A 19445-nucleotide genomic window follows, 5' to 3' on the forward strand; every position below is an offset into this window, starting at 1 on the left:
GCGGCCGAAGGATGCCGATCGCCCCCTCAAAGCCCGGATAGAAACCTCAGACCGTCACGCCGTTTTCCGCGCAGAATGCCCTGACCATCTCCGGCACATCGACCGGCGGCAGGGTCTTCAGATGGCGGGTAGCGCCGAAGGCTGCGGTAGCGATGAAATGCTCGCCAGCCGGCAACTCGCCGAACAGCCGCGGGTAAAGCGTTCTCGGAAAGCGAATGTTGGTATTGGGCGCCGCGCGGATGATCTCGCCTTCTCGCGCGCCGGAAAGATCGGCTAGCGCGCTGGTGTGCGTCGGCGTCGCGATTGATGCCTGGCCGGCGGAAGCGGAAAGCCCCCCGGCAAAGGCCGGATCACGCTCGCCGGTGCGGTCAACGGCAAATCCGCTTTCGCTGACGAACAGCCGGTCCTCGGTTCTGATGCGATGCAGGCGAATATGCCAGCCTTCGCCAGCGAAATCCAGCCAGCTATCGATCCGCAACCGGTCGTCCGGCTGCCATGCGCCCCAGACCATGCCGCGGTCGACGCCCTCTTCGGTGATCACCGCGCGCGGGATATAGTTCAGCCCGTCGCGCGAGATGGAAAGACCGCAATCGACCGCGCTGCGGTCGGGATGATCCGGCAGGGTCACATCGCACTTCACCGAAAACCCGAAGGCGGAGGAATAGGCAAAACGGGCGTATTTGGCGTCATGGGCGCGATGTTCCCGCCCGTCCTGCCCGCCCGTCAGCATCACGGCGTCGCCCGGCCCGCGCCTCAGAATAAAACCGGCCGCCGGCGAAAATACGCGCCCGCCGGGCAGCGCTTCCGGCGGCTCTTCCTCCGCCGCCCAGAACGGATGGTCCTCATCGAGCGCCAGAACAAGGAATGTCTTGAGCGCCCAGTAGGGCGAGCCCGGCGCGTTGTAGGATTCAGACATCAGGAGGTTGGGATAGGCATAGCCGATGGTCATCACGCCGTCCCGATCGGCAATCGGCATTTCCGACCACCAGCGAAGATGCCGCAGGAGCAGACCCTTTATTCGGCTCCAAGGCAGCACCTCCTCATCGGCAAAGGCGCAGGCCGCCCAGAAGGCGCCTTCGGCGAAACGGTAGGTCAGCGAGCGGCCATAGGGCACGGCCGAGCCATCATCGGCAAACCAGTGCTGGAAGTCCCCTGCGAACGCCCGCGCGCGCTCCCGGTAGCGCCCGGCATGGTCGGGAAAGATATCGCCGGCATATTTGGCGACCATCAAACCGTAGAAATGTAGCGCCATCGGCAGGTAGTAATCGCGGTGCCCCCATTTGCCGTCCCGGTAATAGCCATCTCCGAGATAATAGGTCTCGATGCGGTCGAGCGCGGCGCGCACCGCATCCTCAGACCACTGGCGGCCGACATTCCTCAGACCGAGATTGACGAGAACGCGGAAAAACAACCAGTTATTGTCCGGCACGTCGCGTTCATTGATCTTCAGCAGCCACCGTTCGGCCTTGTCCTTGGCAGGCTCGGACATCGGACGCCAGAAATCCTCGGGTGCGACGAGCAGCGCAAGAGCGATGCCTGCGGTTTCGACCAGGCGCTGGTCAAAATCGGCGGGCTCACCCCAGAACTCCTCGTGGTTGACGTCCATCCCATGGGAAAACCCTTCGACGAAGCGCCAGCCATCCTCGAAATCAAACCCGCCGGCCACCAGCGGCACAATGCCCCAGAGCGGACGGATGAACGCCTCCATCTCAGCCGCGTCGTCGTCATAATGGGCCGAACCGGCAGAAAGGCGCAGACGCGCGTTGCCGGGCGAATACCACGGCACGAGCGGCGCATAAAAACTGGTCATGGCGGCCTGGAGATCTGCCTTGGTCTTCAGCGGGTTGCCGGCCATGGGATTACAGCCCGCCATCCGCCGCACGAGCGGCTGGCGATCCCATCTGGAAAACGACTGTCCGGAAACCATGCCTCTGAACTCCTCGTATATTTCCTGCCTCATCCCTCTGGGGCACATCTACCGCGATGCAGCGACAATTAAAAGGTCGCCCCCCGAAATCCGGCCACCGCGAGCGCGCCCACCGGCTCGGATTCCCCTGCGTGACAGGCCGCACGGCAAAGCTGGCCCTGCACGATAGACAATATTCTCAACGTAAGAAATAGCTAACTCAAACGATTTGAAACTTTCGCTCCCCGGCCTCCGCCCGAACGCGCTGCCGCGTTCCAGGTCCTGAAGCCACGCAAAAGGCCTCCTTGCACGCGTCCACGCTCCCGAACCGTCGCCCTGGTCTCTTGCTGATCGAATGGCCTGCCTCGTACGCACGCTTGGCCGTGTCCTGCGCGTGCCATCCATATTCGGTTCCGGAGCGCCAAGCGGCTGGGAGACAGGCATTCTGGTTACCAGAGGGTTACCCCGCCCTTAGGCAAATTTTAAAAGTACCGCGCTAGCTTGACGCCATAGGTTGTGAGTTTGTGTAGAGAGTACGATGACCGAATTAGCCCGCGTTCGCGCAAAATACGTCATAGGCCCGGACGGCAGTCCGTTGACCGTGGCAGACCTGCCGCCCTCCAACACAAGACGCTGGGTGATCCGGCGCAAGGCCGAAGTGGTCGCTGCCGTGCGCGGCGGGCTTTTGAGCCTGGAAGAGGCCTGCGAGCGCTATTGCCTGACGGTCGAGGAATTCCTCTCCTGGCAGTCGTCGATCGATGATCACGGCCTTGCCGGTCTCCGGACGACCCGTATCCAGCAATACCGCAACTGAGGCGACGCGGAGGACTCGCCCCCCGGGCGTGGTTCAACCGACAAGAAGACGGCGCTCTCGTCCGCAAGGACGGCAGCGCCTTTTTTGTTTCTGCCCCCCAAAGCGAAAAGCCGCACCCTTTTGGGATGCGGCCTTGATGCGTTCCTCGCGGCTGCGAAGGGTCAGGCGCGTTTGCGGTTCGGCCCCTCGCGCATTTCCAGCGCCGCGGCGCGCTCGTAATCGACTTCCATCTGGACCAGTTCGGCTTCTGCGACCGCCTGCTGCTGGCGCAGGTCTGCCACGGAAACGGCCAGATTGTCGGCTCGCTGGCGAGCGGACTTCGCGAATGTGGAATAGGCGAAATGGGCGGGATCGGAAATCCCGGAACGCTTTTCTTCCGCCGCGATCTGCTGCATGAGTTCGTCCGACATGCGCGCGAACTCATCCATCATCAGTTGCAGTTGCTGTAACTGCCGCTTCTTTTCCTTCACCTGAAACGCCTTCAGACGCAACAGACTGTTTCGTGCCTTCATACGCAAAACTCCCCGGCTGACGAACGCATTGCCGAAAGGCGCCCCCCTTCATGATTTCTGATTCGTTCTCTAGTCCCTGGGAATTGATTAACGAATTCGAAATCCCGGTAACCTTTCATTTACAGTCATCAATGATCATAGGACGCATCACTTAAGGGTCGGTAAACCGAAAGCGGCAAAAAAACCAAAACTTGCGAGTCGAATGAGTCACTTAGGAAGTTTGGTTAATCTTTTTTATCGGACCTGATGACCGAAAAAACATAATGATTTCAATGATATTGAAATGTTCATTAATGAATTATGTCCGTATTGCCAAAATGAATCAGAATTTGTTAACCATTCAATGGCAGCTTCTAAATCAGGTCATCACTGAGTCCGTATCGCGTCGGGGCGACACCAGACCTTTCAATTGCGGCGGTTCAAGGGGAAAGACATGCGGGTTCTTTTAATCGAAGACGACAGCGCCACGGCTCAGAGCATCGAGCTGATGCTGAAGAGCGAGAATTTCAACGTCTATACGACGGATCTCGGGGAAGAAGGCGTCGACCTCGGCAAGATCTACGACTACGACATCATCCTTCTCGATCTCAACCTTCCCGATATGTCGGGCTATGAAGTGCTGAAGGCGCTCAGGGTTTCGAAGATCGCCACGCCCATCCTCATTCTCTCCGGCATGTCCGGCACCGACGACAAGGTGCGCGGCTTCGGCTCCGGCGCGGATGATTATCTGACCAAGCCGTTCCACAAGGAAGAGCTGGTCGCGCGCATCCACGCCATTGTCCGCCGTTCCAAGGGCCACGCCCAGTCGATCATCACCACCGGCGATCTTTCGGTGAACGTCGATGCCAAGACCGTCGAGGTCGACGGCCAGCGCGTTCATCTGACGGGCAAGGAATACCAGATGCTCGAGCTTCTTTCGCTCCGGAAAGGCACGACGCTGACCAAGGAAATGTTCCTGAACCACCTTTACGGCGGCATGGACGAACCGGAGCTGAAGATCATCGACGTGTTCATCTGCAAGCTCCGGAAGAAGCTCGCCAATGCCGCCGGCGGCACCAATTTCATCGAGACCGTCTGGGGACGCGGCTATGTGTTGCGCGATCCCGACCAGCAGGAAATGCAGAAGCGGGCCTGAGCCGCCTGCCATTCACCTCTTTGAAAAACGCGGCGCCCGGCGCCGCTTTTTTTTGTGCCCTGGTCGAGGCCTATTCGCTCGCGGCCTCCGCCACATCGTCCCGCCTTTCGTCCGGCGGCGCGCAGAGCAGCCTGAGATCGGCCTTCAGCCGCTCGATCTTGTAGCGGGCCGCGCTGACGGCGGCACGGGCCTTTTCCACGTCATTTGCCGCCGTGCAGCGCTCCAGCGGATCGGCGCTTTCCAGCAGCGTTTCGGCGCGGGCCAGCACGGAACTGGCCGCAGCCAGCTCGCTTTCGGCCCCCGCAATCCCCAGCTTCAGCGAATCGAAATCGCTCATGAAGGCGCGCCGGTTGTCACGCGCCGTCAGGATCGTGTCGAGCAACGTCAGACGCGCGCCCTGGGCCATACGCAGCGCATCGCCCTCGTCGATGATCGGCAAGACGTAGGAGATCAGGAACTGAAGATTGAAGCCGCCGGTCTGGGTCATGAAGCTCGGGATCGACGTCGTCAGCCTTGTGAAGCGCGACTGGCGCGCAATCTCGAGCTGGGCGGCGGCGGCCTCGACAAGCAGGTCTTCCAGCCGCTTCTTGCCGGAACGGGCAAAACAGGCCTCGGCGTTCTCGCTGGTCGCCGGCGGGTAATCGGCAAGCGCCGCCGTCAGGGAACGGCCGGGGGCAACCTCGTAGCCCCCCTCGGCAAGTCCGGAAAGGCCGAGCAACTCGTCCCGCTTCGAGGCCAGCGAGCGGGAGACCGCCATCGCCTCCCGACGGGCGGCGTCGATCTCGTCCTTCAGGGTTTCGAACTCCATGGCGCTCGAATTCCCGAGCGCGACCTCCACCTCCAGATCATCCACCCGGCATTGCAGTCCCTCTCGCTTCAGCGCAACATTCTCGCGCTGAAAATCGAGCGCTGTGTAGTCGTTATAGGTGTCGAGCAGTTCGCGCGTGGCATTACGCTGGGCCACTTGGTACTGCACCGGAATGAGGCGGCCGGCGACCTTCACGGTCTTGCGGTCCAGCCTCAGAAGGGCGCGCGAGATATCCCAGTTCACCCCGAGCACGATGTTGGAAACGCTGTCGATCGCCTCGAAATCACCGTTGAACGTGGATATCTGGCGGGCCTCTGCGCTGACGCGCGGATAGCGGGCGGATTTGACCTTGTCGAGATCGAGCACGGCGCGGGCGCGGGCAATGCGCGCGCGCATGAAATCCTTGCCCCTGGCATTGGCGCTCGTCAGAAGTTCGGAGGGCCCGAGCGCCTTGCCGTCATCGGGCGGGTCGGGCGGCGGGGCGTCGAGCTCCGCCTCCATCACATCGATCCGCTGCACCGTTTCCTTCAGCTGGCTCGAGGCGCAGCCGGAAAGGGCAGCGACCCCCAGCAGGGCGACGCCGGCAAGAGCGGTTCGGCGACGGAAAGGCGTGCTCGCACACTTCCGTCTCGAAAGGGTCTTTGCGCGCTCAATCAAGGACGAAATCACCCGGATTGAGCCCCGAAAGCACGCGGATATAGTCATCGGAGATATCGCCAAGCTCGACCCTGATCAGTTCCGGTTCCTCCCCTTCATCCTTGCGCACGAAGGTCTGGTCGTCCTTGATCACCACTGCGGAGACCGGCACTGCGGGCTCCTCACGCACGCTCGGTTTGGTAAAGCGGCAGGTTGCCGACTGGTTCAAAAGCGCGGGCCCGGCCGGATCGCGAAAGGCGACCTCCACCTCGGTCGAAAGCGCGCCCCGGGCCCGCTCCGCCGGATTTTCCAGCGGACGAAAGGCGGATATTTCGGCGGAACGCGGCTTGCCGTCGACCTCCGGGGTGACGGTGACATCGGCATTGCGCACCAGACGCATCTCGGCATCGTTGAACTGAAGCCGCGCGCCGAGCTGCCCGGGATCGACCAGGAGCGCGAGCCGGTCGCCTTCATCGACCGTCAGCTTGCCGTCCGCGGCCGTCGTGGTTTCGACGTCGACCAACCGGCCTGCGCCCTGCGCCCGAACGACGGCCTTGTCGAGCTTGGCCTCCACCTCGGCGAGCGCATTCTCGCGTTTCCTGACATCATGAGTCAGGCGAATGACCTCAAGGCCAGATTCCTGGCGCGCAAGCGCGTTCTCTCGCCGCTCCCGCTCAAGCGCGGCATCGGCCTCGTCCAGCTTGCGCTGGGCTTCCTGGTAGCGGCCGAGCGCGAGCCGGCCCTGGCCGTAAAGCCGCTTCATCTCGGCAAACTGGGCAGCAAGATAGTCGCGCGTCGCCGCCTTTTCTGCTTCGTCGAGACTCTGGATGGCGCGGGTGTTTTCCTGATAGGCGCCCGTCCGGTAATCGAGCCGCGCCTTCACATAATCCAGATCGAGCCGGGTTTCCTCGGCCCGTCGCTCCAGCGCGTCCGTATCGTAACGCGCGATCACATCGCCCGCCTTCACGGATCGCCCGTCGGCGACATCAAGCGTCAGACGCCCGGAAACCGGCGCGACCACCGCCATCGGTCGGCCGTAACCGATTTTGCAGCTGCGAAGGATTTCCTCCGGAAAGGGCCGCAACTCCACCGGCACGCGTCGGGCCTTTCGGGCCGGATCGGCAACGGCGATCTCAAAGGTCTGGTCTGCAAGGGCAAGGCCCGGCAGGACGACGAAAAGCGCGCCCGCTGACATTTTCAGCGAAGCTTTGGCAAAAGACACGGCAGGACTCCCTCAGAAACTGACGGGAATTGGATGATCTCGATTTTCTGCTGAAACGCCGAAGCGACGATTTTGTTTCGGCGTTTCCTCGTCCTCACCACAATGAAGGCAAAGCGTGACGAAAATTGGATCACCTGCTGCGATGCGGAAGATTGGCAGGTTCGCGGAGATCAAACCGCCGGCTTGGCTTCGAATACGACCTCGCCGTCATTGACGACGAACTCGACCGCCATGCCGGATTCCTCAGCAAGAAGCGCCGTGTAATAGGGCTGCACGTTGTGCGAGGTGATTGGGTCTTCCATCACCCCGCCATAGATGCGGGCGAAGTCGGTCGGCATCTGCACGTAAGGGCCGCGAGCGCGGATGATGAAGGCGAAGATGTCGCCGGCAGAATCAAGCCCGACATCGATCGTGCCGCCGCGCGGAATGGTCGACTGCGCGACGAGAAAGAGGTTCAGCAGCAGTTTCACCCGGTCCTTGGGCGCATTGAGGCGCGGGCCGGTCCAGTTCAGCGTCACCCGCTTTCCGAGCCCGATCAGGTCGCGCGCCGCCGTTTCGGCCTCGCCGGTATCGAGCGGGGATTGCAGCGTGCCCGATGCGCCGAAGGCGATCCGGGCGAATTTCAGGTGCACGGTGGCGCTCAGCGTGCTCTGTCGGATGAGGTGCAGCGCTTCCTCGTCCATGCCGCCCTCATCGAGAAGTTCCAGGCCATTTCCGGCAGCACCGATCGGATTGACCACGTCATGGCAGATGCGGCTTGCCAGAAGCGCCGCCAGATCGGCACCGCTCAGCGTCAGATTGGGATTTTTCATCGGTTCAGACTTCCTTCCGATTGGACCGCGCCAGGCCATCTGCCCCTGAATGAGGCATTCAGGGAAAATCGCCACATTTGGTAAATCCATTGTTAAGAGGTCTCCCCCTAAAATGGCGGCGGGCTCCACGCTTGCCATATTCACAGAAAAAGGCAATGGCAGAGCGCCCAGGTCATGCCAGAAAGCAACAGGAATGGAACCGCCATGCTTGCCAGAACAGTTCTGAGGCCCGTCTTGGTCCTCTTGCCCGCCCTGCTCTTGCTGACGGGAATTTGGACCCTGCAGGCGCATGCCCAGACCCAGCCGCAGCAGCCTCCGGCCGTCGTCCAGCCGCAGCAGAATGGCGGCTTCACCGCCGACGAGGTGCTTGATGCCGGCAATAATTTCTTCGGTTCGGCCAGTTCCGGCCTTGCCACGGCGCTGCAGAATGCTTTTTCCAAATACGGCCTGCCGAACGGCTATATTCTCGGCTCGGAAGGCTCCGGCGCCTTCATTGCCGGCCTCACCTATGGCGAGGGCCAGCTCAACACCAAGAATGCAGGCATGCACAAGGTCTTCTGGCAGGGCCCCTCGCTCGGCATCGATTATGGCGGCGACGGCTCGCGGGTGATGATGCTGGTCTATAACCTGCCTTCGATCCCCGATCTTTACCGCCGCTATGGCGGCGTCTCGGGCTCGGCCTATGTGATTGCCGGCTTCTCCATGCAGGTCTATACCAACCGCAACATCGTGATCGTGCCCGTGCGCTCCGGCGTCGGCGCCCGTCTCGGCGTCAATGTCGGCTATCTGAAACTGACCCAGAAGCCCACCTGGAACCCTTTCTGAGCGGAGATGCGGCTTGGCGGTCGAGCCCGAAACACGAAAGCGCGAAATCGAGGCGCGCTACGCCGCGCTTTGCGCGCGGGTGGAAGCGGCCGCCGGCGCGCCGCATGAGGACGCGGCGCTGAGGGAAGCCTTTGCCGAACTCGCGGCGATGATGATTGCCTATGCCCATGATACCGGCGCCCAGAAGGCCATCCTGGAAGCCCTTTCGCGCGACGACCAGGGCACCGGCAACGACCGGCTGAGCCTTGCCGCCCGGGCGCTGCAACTGATTGAAAAGGACGGCTGACGCCGATCAGCCGATGCGGCCGGTCGAAAGCGCGAGCTGATAGAGCGCGATACCGGCGGCGGTCGCGACATTGAGACTGTCGAGGCCCGGCGATTGCGGGATGCGCACCGGCCGGAACGCTTCAAGGATCGGCGCCGGCAGCCCCTCACCCTCCGTACCCAGCACGAGCGCCGTGCGCTTTGCCGGCGGCAGCGCGTTAAGCGCCGTGCCGCCGGATGGTGAAAGCGTAACCACCTGGAAACCGGCCGCACCCAGCGCAGTCAGAAGTTCTTCGGCGCTGCCGCCGCGGCTCCAGGGCATTTTCAGAACCGAACCGACCGAGACCCTAAGCGCCTTTCTGTAGAGCGGATCGCAGGAGGTCGCGTCAAGCAACACGGCATCGGCGGCGAAGGCCGTGGCGTTGCGGAAGAGCGCGCCGGCATTGTCATGATTGGAAAGGCCGATGGCGACGGCGACAAGCGCGGTTTCGCCAAGCCCCGCGATCAGCTGCGAAGCGGCCGGACTTTCCGCCACGCGCCCGAGCGCCAGCACGCCGCGATGCATGTCGAAACCGGCGATCGCGTTCATCACAGCCGCCTCGCAGACATAGACCGGAACATCCTCGGGAAAGGCCGACAACACATCGGCAATGCCTGCGAGCCGGTTTTCCAGCACCAGAATGCGATCGGCAACGAAACGATCCTTGGCATGCGCTTCGGCCAGCACCCGCAGAACCACCGTGCCCTCGGCGATGAATAACCCGCGGCGGCCGACCAGATCCTTCTCCCTTATGGCGCGGAAGGGCGCGATGCGCGCATCTTCGGCATCCCGGATCGTGATCGGGCTTGCCGCCATCAGTCGAAACGGATCTCGACATCGGCGGCCATGCGGCCGGAATTGAGATCGAAAAGATAGAAGGTCTGCTCGCCGTTTTCCTTCTGGCCGTAGATCAGCGCCTGGCCGTTGCCATAGCTGATGTCGGCGATCGTAAAGCCGCGCGGCAGCGTCGCGGTCAGCGCCCGCGGCGCATCCGCCGGCACGATCGCGCCCGACGATGCCGATGCGGTCTGCTCCTCCGGGGCCTCTCCGAAGACCTTGTAAAGCACGGCGCCGAAAACGGCCATCAACGAGACGATCATGATCAGCGCGGAGATGATCTGCAGCCGCAGCATGCGCCGGCGCACCAGTTCAACGGCCGGATCAAGCGGCTGTTCTTCTTCCTGGTCTTCGTTACGATGTTGCGACATTGTCCATTGCTCCGCGGGATTGTTTGGCATAAAAGCGCCACTCTCGCACCTGTGCTTTCAAAAAACATCCAGATGACAGACGACCCCTTTAAACAAACCGAGGCCAATAGAAAAGTCCTTCTCGTTCCCGACGGCACGAAAGAACGCCTCGATGCCTTTGTCGCCCGGCAGATGGGCGACGGCGTGTCGCGCACGCGCATCAAGGCGCTGATCGGCAAGGGGGCCGTCACCATCGACGGAGAACCGGCAACCGAGCCAAGCCGCAAGGTGACGCCCGGAACGAAGATCACCGTCATCGTGCCGGAAGCCGAAGAGGCCGAGCCGGAAGGCGAGGACATTCCGCTCGACATCCTCTTCGAGGACGACGACATCATCGTCATCAACAAGCAGGCCGGCCTCGTCGTCCATCCGGGCGCCGGCAACTGGACTGGAACCTTGGTCAACGCGCTGATCTTTCATTGCGGCGACACGCTGTCCGGCATTGGCGGGGTCAAGCGGCCGGGCATCGTCCACCGGCTCGACAAGGATACGACCGGCGTGATGATCGTGGCCAAGAACGACGCCGCCCACCAGGCGCTCGCCGCGCAATTTGCCGATCACGGCCGCACCGGGCCGCTCCAGCGCGCCTATAAGGCCTTGATTTGGGGGCGGCCGCGCAGCCTGCACGGTACGATCGACGCGCCGCTCGGCCGGGCCTCCGACCGCATCCGCCGCGCGGTCAAATCGGCAGACAGCGCGGATGCCGATTTCGCCATTACCCATTACAATGTCGAGCGGCGCTTTGGCGAAAAGCCGGACGGCACGGCGCTTGCCAGCCTCGTTGAATGCCGGCTTGAAACAGGGCGAACGCACCAGATCCGCGTCCATATGGCCCATATCGGCCATCCGCTGATCGGCGATAATCTTTACGGTTCCGGCTTCAAGACCAAGGCCAATCTTCTCGAGGAACCAGCACAGTCGCTGGTGCGCGGCTTCTCCCGTCAGGCGCTGCACGCAGCACTTCTGGTGATCGAGCACCCGAAAACGGGAGAGGCGATGCGCTTCGAGGCTCCCATCCCCGAAGACATGGAAACGCTCTGCGAGGCTTTCGGCTGAATTCGATCGGGAACATTCCAGTGAATGGAGTGTTTACCATTCGAATACCTTGAAACACGAGATTGCCATAATTAAATCCCGGTTTCCCTTCATGACATCATTGTCCGGTTTGCGGGGTGAAAGCCCCGGACAAACCGGCATGTCTCTTCCAGGAAGGGGTCAGTTACCTAAGGGGGTAGAGCAGTGGCCAATACATTACCCAGCATTCGAGCCGGAGAAAACGGTCTCAACCGGTATCTTGAGGAAATCCGCAAGTTCCCGATGCTGGAGCCGCAGGAAGAATACATGCTCGCCAAGCGCTTTCAGGAGCATGACGACCGGAACGCCGCCCACAAGCTTGTGACGAGCCATTTGCGCCTCGTCGCCAAGATCGCCATGGGCTATCGCGGCTACGGTCTGCCGATCGGCGAAGTTGTCTCGGAAGGCAATGTCGGCCTGATGCAGGCAGTGAAGAAATTCGATCCCGAACGCGGGTTCCGGCTTGCCACCTATGCCATGTGGTGGATCAAGGCTTCGATCCAGGAGTATATCCTTCGCTCGTGGTCACTCGTCAAAATGGGCACGACCGCCAACCAGAAGCGCCTGTTCTTCAACCTGCGCCGGTTGAAGGGCAAGATCCAGGCGATCGAGGATGGGGATCTCAATCCCGATCAGGTCAGCGAAATCGCCACCAAGCTGAAAGTCAGCGAGGAAGAGGTCGTTTCGATGAACCGGCGCCTGTCCGGCGATGCTTCGCTCAACGCGCCGATCCGCGCAACCGAAGGCGAGAGCGGGCAGTGGCAGGACTGGCTGGTCGACGAGAACGACAGCCAGGAAGACATCCTGATGAATCAGGATGAGCTGGAAAACCGTCGCGATATGCTGTCTTCGGCGATGAACGTGCTGAACGACCGCGAGAAGCGGATCTTCGTCGCCCGCAGGCTTTCCGAAGACCCGGAAACGCTGGAATCGCTTTCCGGCGAGTTCAATATCTCGCGCGAGCGCGTGCGCCAGATCGAGGTGCGCGCCTTCGAGAAGGTGCAAGACGCCGTGCAGAAACAGGTAGCCGCCAATGCCCGTGCCGTGCGTGCCGTGCGCGACGGCGACGATGCTTCGGAATAGAACGGCTCCGTCGCGGCAGGCAAGAGAAGGCCGTGATCGCGTCCTGTCGGTTTTAGACAACCCCGCCCGGAACACACATATCCGGGCGGGTCCGCTTTTCTCCAGAGAGGCCGGCAGGGCGCGCAAAAACGCCAACGGCCTTTTGTCGTGACGGCTTTTGCCTCATAAGAGGCGAACTGATTTGAACAGAAGCCGCCATGCTGCCCTTGATCTTCCTCACAGCGCTGAAACTCACCGATTTCCGCAACTATGCGCACGCCTCGCTGGCGCTCGACGGCCGACACGTGGTGCTGGCGGGAAACAACGGCTCGGGCAAGACCAATCTACTGGAAGCCGTTTCATTCCTTTCGCCCGGGCGCGGCATGCGGCGCGCATCCTATGCGCAGGTCGTTCGAAAGGGAGCCATCGCCGGTTTCTCTGTGTTTTCAGAGCTTGAAGGCATGGCGGGAAGCGTCGGCATCGGCACGGGCACGGATGGCGCCGAAGGAACAGGCCGGAAGGTGCGCATCAACGGCACGCAGGCGGCCTCCGGCGACGAGCTCCTCGATCATGCCCGCGTGATCTGGCTGACGCCGGCCATGGACGGGCTTTTCACCGGGCCGGCGGGCGATCGCCGCCGGTTTCTCGACCGGATGGTGCTGTCGATCGATCCGGCGCATGGCCGCCGCGTCGCCGATTTCGAGCGGGCCATGCGCTCGCGCAATCGTCTTCTGTCCGAACGTCGGATGGAGCCTGCCTGGCTTTCCGGGCTCGAGGAGCAGATGGCGGGGCTCGGCGTCGCCATGGTGCTCGCCAGGCGTGAACTGCTTTCGCTCCTGACCGGGTTGATCGCCGAAAACGAGGCCGGCTCGCCCTTTCCCGCACCCGATATCGCGATTGCCGGTTTCTTCGCTGACGAGGCCGAGGCGCCTGCGATCGATCTTGAGGACCGTTACAGGGCGATGCTGGAGGAGGAGCGCTACCGCGATGCCGCAGCCGGCCGCACATTGGAGGGGCCGCACCGCAGCGAAATGGCGGTGCGTCATGCCCAGAAGGACATGGATGCCGCGCTCTGTTCAACCGGCGAACAGAAGGCACTGCTGCTCGGCCTCGTTCTGGCGCATGCGCGGCTTACCCGGCGCATCAGCGGCCATCCGCCGATCATGCTGTTTGATGAGGTCGCCGCCCATCTGGACGAGGGACGGCGCGCCGCCCTTTTCGATCGAATCGCCGAAATCGGCGGCCAGTCATTCATGACCGGAACCGACCGGTCGTTGTTTGAGGCGCTCGGCGATGACGGCCAGTTCTTCAATGTGTCGGACGGCACGATCCGCGCGGATTGAGCCGTTTGTCAGTAATGCGGCGGCTTGGTGATGGCCGGGCGTTCGCCGGCTGTTTCCTCAAGCTCAAGAAAGCGGTCGGTCAGAAGCTCGAACTTCTTTTCCAGGCTTTCGATCTTCTTCCATTGCTGCGCCACCTGATCGGACAGTTCGTCAATGGTCTTGGTCTGGTAGGCGACGGTTTCTTCAAGACGGACAATACGCTCTTCAGTCATATCAGCCTCCATGTTTTTCAGGTGAGCGCCGCTTGTCTCCGGCGCCTGCCTTGCGAGGTAGGAATGTTTGCCGCCCCTGTCAACAAAGCAAAGGCGGCTCCATGCGGAACCGCCTCTGGTCATGCGGATGGTCTGCAAGCGATCAGAAATCCCAGTCGTCATCCTCTGTGGCGACCGCCTTGCCGATGACGTAGGACGAGCCGGAGCCGGAGAAGAAGTCGTGGTTTTCGTCGGCATTCGGCGAAAGGGCCGACAGGATCGCCGGGTTGACCTTGCAGGCTTCCGCCGGGAACAGCGCCTCATAGCCGAGATTCATCAGCGCCTTGTTGGCGTTGTAGTGCAGGAAGGCCTTCACGTCCTCGGTCAGGCCGACGCTGTCATAAAGCGCTTCGGTATATTTCGATTCGATCTCGTAAAGCTCGAACAGAAGGCCGAAGGCGAAATCCTTGATCGCCTGCCGCTCGTCCTCGGAGACCTTCTTCAGTCCCTGCTGGAACTTGTAGCCGATATAATAGCCGTGGACCGCCTCGTCGCGAATGATCAACCGGATCAGATCGGCGGTGTTGGTCAGCTTGGCGCGGCTCGACCAGTACATCGGCAGATAGAAGCCCGAATAGAACTGGAAGCTCTCGAGGAAAACGCTGGCAACCTTTTTTCGCAGCGGGTCGGTCGCGCGGTATTCGTGCAGGATCAGGCGTGATTTTTCCTGGAGAAACGCATTTTCCTCCGACCAGCGGTAGGCGTCGTCAACCTCGGCCATCGAGCACAGCGTCGAGAAGATCGACGAATAGGAGCGGGCGTGGACGGCCTCCATGAAGGAGATGTTCGACAGCACCGCCTCTTCATGCGGCGTTACCGCATCCGGCATCAGGCTGATGGAGCCGATCGTGTTCTGGATCGTGTCGAGCAGCGTCAGGCCGGTGAAGACGCGGATCGTCAGCTGCTGCTCGTTTTCCTTCAGCGTCGACCAGGACGGAATGTCGTTCGACAGCGGCACTTTTTCCGGCAGCCAGAAATTGCCGGTCAAACGGTTCCAGACTTCGAGATCCTTCTCATCGACAATACGGTTCCAGTTGACGGCGCGCGGCACGGCGATGGCGGGTTTGGTCTGTATGTTCATGGTTTTCTTGCCCTTCATCACAGGCTGCAGGAGACGCAGCCTTCGACTTCGGTGCCCGAAAGCGCCATCTGCCGAAGACGGATGTAGTAGATGGTCTTGATGCCCTTGCGCCAAGCGTAGATCTGCGCCTTGTTGACATCGCGGGTGGTCGCCGTGTCACGGAAAAACAGCGTCAGCGACAGGCCCTGGTCGACATGCTGGGTGGCAGCCGCATAGGTGTCGATGATCTTTTCCGGCCCGATTTCGTAGGCATCCTGGTAATATTCGAGATTGTCGTTCGACATGAACGGCGCCGGATAATAGACGCGGCCGATCTTGCCTTCCTTGCGGATCTCGATCTTGGAGACGATCGGATGGATCGAGGCCGTGGCATTGTTGATGTAGGAGATCGAACCGGTCGGCGGCACGGCTTGCAGGTTACGGTTATAGAGACCGCCCTTCATCACCGCTTCCTTCAGTTCAAGCCAGTCTTCCTTGGTCGGCAGGTCGATCCCGGCCTTTTCGAACAGTTCGCGCACGCGCTCGGTCGCAGGCGCCCATTCCTGCTCGGTATATTTGTCGAAATATTCGCCGCTGGCATATTTCGAGTTCTCGAAATCCGCGAAGGAGACGCCGCGTTCGACGGCGATCCGGTTCGAGGCCTTCAGCGCGTGATAGGTCACGGCGTAGAAATACATATTGGTGAAATCAACGCCTTCCTCCGAGCCGTAGAAGATGCGTTCGCGGGCGAGATAGCCGTGCAGGTTCATCTGGCCAAGGCCGATGGCGTGGCTCTCGTCATTGCCCTTCTCGACGGAGGGAACGGAGGAGATGTGGCTCATGTCGGAAACGGCCGTCAGCGCGCGGATCGCGGTATCGACGGTGCGGCCGAAATCGGCCGAATCCATCGCCATGGCAATGTTCATCGAGCCGAGATTGCAGGAGATGTCCTTGCCCATGTGCTTGTAGGACAGGTCCTCGTCGAACTCGCTCGCTTCCGAGACCTGCAGGATTTCCGAGCAGAGATTGCTCATCGAGATGCGGCCGGCGACCGGGTTGGCGCGGTTTGCCGTATCCTCGAACAGGATATAGGGATAGCCGCTTTCGAACTGCAGCTCGGCCAGCGTCTGGAAGAAGGCGCGGGCGTTGATCTTCTTTTTGCGGATTTCCGGGTTGTCGACCATTTCCCGGTAATGCTTGGAAATCTCCACCTCGGTCATCGCCTTGCCGTAGACGCGCTCGACGTCATAGGGCGAGAACAGGTACATGTCCTCATTGTTGCGGGCGAGTTCGAAGGTGATGTCCGGGATCACCACGCCGAGCGACAGCGTCTTGATACGGATTTTTTCGTCGGCATTCTCGCGCTTGGTGTCGAGGAAGCGCATGATGTCGGGGTGATGGGCGTTGAGATAGACCGCGCCCGCGCCCTGGCGCGCGCCGAGCTGGTTGGCGTAGGAGAAGCTATCTTCCAGAAGCTTCATCACTGGGATGACGCCGGAGGACTGGTTCTCGATCTTCTTGATCGGCGCGCCGTGCTCGCGGATATTGGTGAGCGAAAGCGCCACGCCGCCGCCGCGCTTGGAAAGCTGCAGCGCCGAATTGATCGAGCGGCCGATGGACTCCATGTTGTCTTCGACACGCAGCAGAAAGCAGGAGACGAGCTCGCCGCGGCTCTTCTTGCCGGCGTTGAGGAAGGTCGGCGTCGCCGGCTGGAAACGCCCGGCGATGATTTCATCGACCAGCGCGGTCGCAAGCTGCTCGTCGCCCTTGGCCAGCGCCAGCGCGACCATGCAGACGCGGTCCTCATAGCGCTCGAGGTAGCGCTTGCCGTCAAACGTCTTCAGCGTATAGGCGGTGTAATATTTGAAGGCGCCGAGGAAGGTCTGGAAGCGGAACTTCTTGTCGAAGGCGTGGTCCCAGAGATCGCGCACGAAATTGAAGGAATACTGGTCGAGCACTTCCTGCTCGTAATAGCCTTCGTCGACCAGATAATCGAGCTTTTCCCTGAGGTTATGGAAAAACACGGTGTTCTGGTTCACATGCTGCAGGAAATACTGCTTCGCCGCCATCCGGTCGGCATCGAACTGGATGTGCCCGTTCTCATCATAGAGATTAAGCATCGCGTTCAGCGCGTGATAGTCGAGCGCCGCCGCCTTGGTCTTGACGGAGGTTTTCTCAGCGCCCTTTTCGGCGCTCTTTTCGCTGACCGTTTCCTGAACGGTTTCGTCCTCGGCGCTTGCGGCCATCCTCAGTTCTGCCGTTTCCAAAACTCTTCCAGTCCCTGTCTGACGTTGATGACATCCTCTTCCGTCCCGAGCAGTTCGAAGCGGTAGAGGTACGGTACCTTGCATTTGGCCGAGATGATGTCGCCGGCAATGCCGTAGGTATCTCCGAAATTCGTGTTTCCGGAAGCAATGACGCCGCGGATCAGCGCCCTGTTTTCCGGATTGTTGAGGAAGCGGATAACCGGTTTCGGCACAGCGCCGCGCCCGTCGCCGCCGGCATAGGTCGGCACGACGAGAACATAAGGCTCATCAACCGTTTCCGTGTCCCCCTGGGGCCCGAGACGCCGGGCCGCAAGCCCGGTCTTGGATACGAAACGATGGGTATTGCCCGTGGCGCTGGAATAATAGACGAGCATGCCCGTCATCTGCTTCCCTCTTCACCATTACGGCGCGCCCGAATGACGCGCCGTCTTGTCTTTGCCGCGCCCGCCGCGTCAAACCGCGCGGACGCCCAGTCAATGAGGTCCGGCCGGCGGCCGGAACAGAAAGATCAGGCGAGGGTGCCGATCATGTCCGGGCGGAAGCCGGACCAGTGCTGTTCGCCGGCAACGACGACGGGCACCTGGCGATAGCCCATGCCGACGACATGGTCATAGGCTTCGTTGTCCACCGACACGTCGACGATTTCGTAGTCGAGGCCCTTGCGCTCGAGCGCGCGGGTCGTCGCATTGCACTGCACGCAAGCCGGTTTGGAATAGACAGTGATCTTCATCGTTATCCTCGCATAATCATTGTTTTTCAAAAGCGCCGATCATATCGCCGGCGCTTTCCCGCGCATCTTGCGGAGCCGGCCATGTTGATCATCAACAGGATCCGCTCCGGACCGCTGCCGGCTGAAAGCCGGGGAAGGCGCGGCGGTTGCAAGACGTCACCGCCATCCTTTCTCAACAGTCCCCTCGAACGCATTGACCGGACTGGCATTTTTCATCCTCCAGAAGTCGGCATGGCGCGCGCTGTCCACGGGGAACATCACTTCGACACATGCTTATGAGGACTCAAAACCTTGAAGACCGGACGCCGCTGACGCATCAGCTTGATTCGATAGAATCATCATAACACAATATCTGCGAACTGAAATGCCCGAACTCACCATATATAGTGTTTCATACAGGTGAATTCCATATTCACAGTTAACGCAATATGACAGGGGAAAGAAAAAGGGCTGATCCGCCGTGCCCCGTTGGCGGGGAAAGCGGGCCGGGCGAATCGATTTCGCCAAAATGCCGATGTCGCAGAGGATGACTGCTCGCCACGGGTATCGGCTACCAATCAGAGGTTGAACCCGCATGCGCGCGCGATTTCTTCGGCCCTATCCACAGGCCACAAAAAAACTGGTGATAGTCAAGAAGGACCGCGCCGGCCGTGCCGCAGAGAGGCAAGGTCGAGCGGCAAACGCCTATTCGTCGTCGTCTTCCGGCGGGCGGCGCGTGCCCCATACGCCCTCATAGCGCAGCACCAGCGCATAGAGCGCCAGAGTGCCGAGCGCCATGGCGAACCATGTCAGGGCATAGCTCAGATGTGCGTTGCGGAATTTAACCACCGTCAGCCCGCCGATCGGATAGCTGCCGGGATTGACCGTGCTGTCTGCGTCAATGAAATAGGGCGCAAATGGTCGGAGCCCCTTGGTCGCCATGATCGAGGCTACGTCGCGGCGATACCAATTGCCGTCTTCCGGGTCATTGGCGCGCGAGAACAGCCAGCCCTTGTCTTCCGACATGCGCAAAAGCCCGGTGATCGTCACCTCGCCCTCCGGCGCCTCGCGGGTCGAAGGGGCCCGCTTTTGCTCCGGCACAAAGCCGCGATTGATCAGGACGTAGCTGCCGTCGGGCCGCAAAAGCGGCGTCATCACGAAATAGCCTGGGCCGAGTTCGGTCGGGTAATAGATCTGCACTTCCTGGCTGTTGAGCAGTTTGCCGGTGACCGTAACATGGCGGTAGGCATCGTTCTCACGGGTGACCTCCTGCCATTCGGATGGACCCGGCGCGGGCACGGCCGGCGCCTCGACCCTGGCTTCGACGGCTGCGATCAGATCGAGCTTCCATTGCAGCCGGTAGACCTGCCAGATGCCGAGCGCGACGAAGCCGGCGAAGATCACGGCGGCGATGGCGGTGATGGCGATCAGACGATTTCGGGAAGAAGCGGCCATGGG

Annotated in this window: 19 protein-coding genes and 1 pseudogene; 7 read left to right on the plus strand and 13 right to left on the minus strand. The window is 61.2% G+C overall.

The window, feature by feature from the left end; genetic code table 11:
• Positions 1-46: 46 nt before the first annotated feature.
• Complete coding sequence (locus tag GGR30_RS03690) at positions 47-1927, minus strand: DUF2264 domain-containing protein (protein WP_183482713.1); 1881 nt, start codon at positions 1925-1927, stop codon at positions 47-49.
• A gap of 517 nt (positions 1928-2444) precedes the next feature.
• Between GGR30_RS03690 and sciP the strand changes: the two genes are divergently transcribed.
• A complete protein-coding gene (sciP, locus tag GGR30_RS03695) occupies positions 2445-2720 on the plus strand; it encodes a CtrA inhibitor SciP (protein WP_138747586.1) in 276 nt (91 codons plus the stop codon).
• A gap of 161 nt (positions 2721-2881) precedes the next feature.
• Here the strand turns inward: sciP and GGR30_RS03700 are convergent, their stop codons facing one another.
• Positions 2882-3232 carry a flagellar export protein FliJ gene (locus GGR30_RS03700; RefSeq protein WP_183482715.1) on the minus strand — a complete coding sequence of 117 codons (351 nt, stop codon included), beginning with the start codon at positions 3230-3232 and terminating at the stop codon, positions 2882-2884.
• A gap of 433 nt (positions 3233-3665) precedes the next feature.
• On the opposite strand from GGR30_RS03700, the gene ctrA reads away from it, so the two are divergent.
• Positions 3666-4367, plus strand: coding sequence for a response regulator transcription factor CtrA (gene ctrA / locus GGR30_RS03705; protein ID WP_138747588.1), 702 nt, complete (start codon positions 3666-3668; stop codon positions 4365-4367).
• A gap of 70 nt (positions 4368-4437) precedes the next feature.
• Here ctrA and GGR30_RS03710 read toward each other — a convergent pair whose 3' ends face one another.
• From GGR30_RS03710 to chpT, 3 genes are all read right to left on the minus strand, one after another.
• Positions 4438-5832: a TolC family protein gene (locus GGR30_RS03710; protein WP_183482717.1), complete on the minus strand. Its 1395-nt coding sequence runs from the start codon at positions 5830-5832 to the stop codon at positions 4438-4440.
• On the minus strand, positions 5825-7033 hold the full coding sequence (locus GGR30_RS03715; RefSeq protein WP_183482719.1) for an efflux RND transporter periplasmic adaptor subunit: 1209 nt from the start codon (positions 7031-7033) through the stop codon (positions 5825-5827). The genes GGR30_RS03710 and GGR30_RS03715 overlap by 8 nt, the downstream gene beginning before the upstream one ends.
• Positions 7034-7203: 170 nt before the next feature.
• Positions 7204-7845, minus strand: a complete 642-nt coding sequence (gene chpT, locus GGR30_RS03720) for a histidine phosphotransferase ChpT (protein WP_183482721.1) — start codon at positions 7843-7845, stop codon at positions 7204-7206.
• A 204-nt stretch (positions 7846-8049) separates the two neighbouring features.
• On the opposite strand from chpT, the gene GGR30_RS03725 reads away from it, so the two are divergent.
• Positions 8050-8670 carry a DUF1134 domain-containing protein gene (locus GGR30_RS03725; protein ID WP_183482723.1) on the plus strand — a complete coding sequence of 207 codons (621 nt, stop codon included), beginning with the start codon at positions 8050-8052 and terminating at the stop codon, positions 8668-8670.
• A gap of 13 nt (positions 8671-8683) precedes the next feature.
• A complete protein-coding gene (locus GGR30_RS03730) occupies positions 8684-8956 on the plus strand; it encodes a hypothetical protein (RefSeq protein ID WP_183482725.1) in 273 nt (90 codons plus the stop codon).
• Positions 8957-8962: 6 nt separating this feature from the next.
• On the opposite strand, the gene GGR30_RS03735 is transcribed toward GGR30_RS03730, so the two are convergent.
• On the minus strand, positions 8963-9790 hold the full coding sequence (locus GGR30_RS03735) for a TrmH family RNA methyltransferase (protein WP_183482727.1): 828 nt from the start codon (positions 9788-9790) through the stop codon (positions 8963-8965).
• Positions 9790-10182 carry a hypothetical protein gene (locus GGR30_RS03740; RefSeq protein ID WP_183482729.1) on the minus strand — a complete coding sequence of 131 codons (393 nt, stop codon included), beginning with the start codon at positions 10180-10182 and terminating at the stop codon, positions 9790-9792. The genes GGR30_RS03735 and GGR30_RS03740 overlap by 1 nt, the downstream gene beginning before the upstream one ends.
• Before the next feature lie 72 nt (positions 10183-10254).
• Here GGR30_RS03740 and GGR30_RS03745 point away from each other — a divergent pair, with 72 nt between their 5' ends.
• From GGR30_RS03745 to recF, 3 genes are all read left to right on the plus strand, one after another.
• Positions 10255-11277: an RluA family pseudouridine synthase gene (locus GGR30_RS03745; RefSeq protein ID WP_183482731.1), complete on the plus strand. Its 1023-nt coding sequence runs from the start codon at positions 10255-10257 to the stop codon at positions 11275-11277.
• Positions 11278-11460: 183 nt separating this feature from the next.
• On the plus strand, positions 11461-12378 hold the full coding sequence (gene rpoH, locus GGR30_RS03750) for an RNA polymerase sigma factor RpoH (protein ID WP_183482733.1): 918 nt from the start codon (positions 11461-11463) through the stop codon (positions 12376-12378).
• Positions 12379-12575: 197 nt separating this feature from the next.
• Positions 12576-13700 carry a DNA replication/repair protein RecF gene (recF, locus tag GGR30_RS03755; protein WP_183482735.1) on the plus strand — a complete coding sequence of 375 codons (1125 nt, stop codon included), beginning with the start codon at positions 12576-12578 and terminating at the stop codon, positions 13698-13700.
• Positions 13701-13708: 8 nt separating this feature from the next.
• Here the strand turns inward: recF and GGR30_RS03760 are convergent, their stop codons facing one another.
• The 6 genes and pseudogenes from GGR30_RS03760 to GGR30_RS03785 form a co-directional block, all read right to left on the minus strand.
• The gene (locus tag GGR30_RS03760) at positions 13709-13912 is read right to left on the minus strand and encodes a SlyX family protein (RefSeq protein ID WP_183482737.1); all 204 of its coding nucleotides are present in this window, start codon (positions 13910-13912) and stop codon (positions 13709-13711) included.
• Positions 13913-14054: 142 nt separating this feature from the next.
• Positions 14055-15032, minus strand: coding sequence for a class 1b ribonucleoside-diphosphate reductase subunit beta (gene nrdF / locus GGR30_RS03765; RefSeq protein ID WP_183482739.1), 978 nt, complete (start codon positions 15030-15032; stop codon positions 14055-14057).
• A gap of 17 nt (positions 15033-15049) precedes the next feature.
• A pseudogene (nrdE, locus tag GGR30_RS03770) lies at positions 15050-17158 on the minus strand (class 1b ribonucleoside-diphosphate reductase subunit alpha); the annotation flags it as partial.
• A 101-nt stretch (positions 17159-17259) separates the two neighbouring features.
• Positions 17260-17661, minus strand: a complete 402-nt coding sequence (nrdI, locus tag GGR30_RS03775; protein WP_183482741.1) for a class Ib ribonucleoside-diphosphate reductase assembly flavoprotein NrdI — start codon at positions 17659-17661, stop codon at positions 17260-17262.
• A 125-nt stretch (positions 17662-17786) separates the two neighbouring features.
• The gene (gene nrdH, locus GGR30_RS03780) at positions 17787-18008 is read right to left on the minus strand and encodes a glutaredoxin-like protein NrdH (RefSeq protein ID WP_183482743.1); all 222 of its coding nucleotides are present in this window, start codon (positions 18006-18008) and stop codon (positions 17787-17789) included.
• A gap of 684 nt (positions 18009-18692) precedes the next feature.
• Entirely contained in the window at positions 18693-19442 is a 750-nt protein-coding gene (locus GGR30_RS03785) for an SURF1 family protein (RefSeq protein WP_183482745.1), read from the minus strand.
• Positions 19443-19445: the final 3 nt, after the last annotated feature.

The sequence above is a fragment of the Martelella radicis genome (assembly GCF_014196625.1).
Taxonomy (GTDB): Bacteria; Pseudomonadota; Alphaproteobacteria; order Rhizobiales; family Rhizobiaceae; genus Martelella; species Martelella radicis.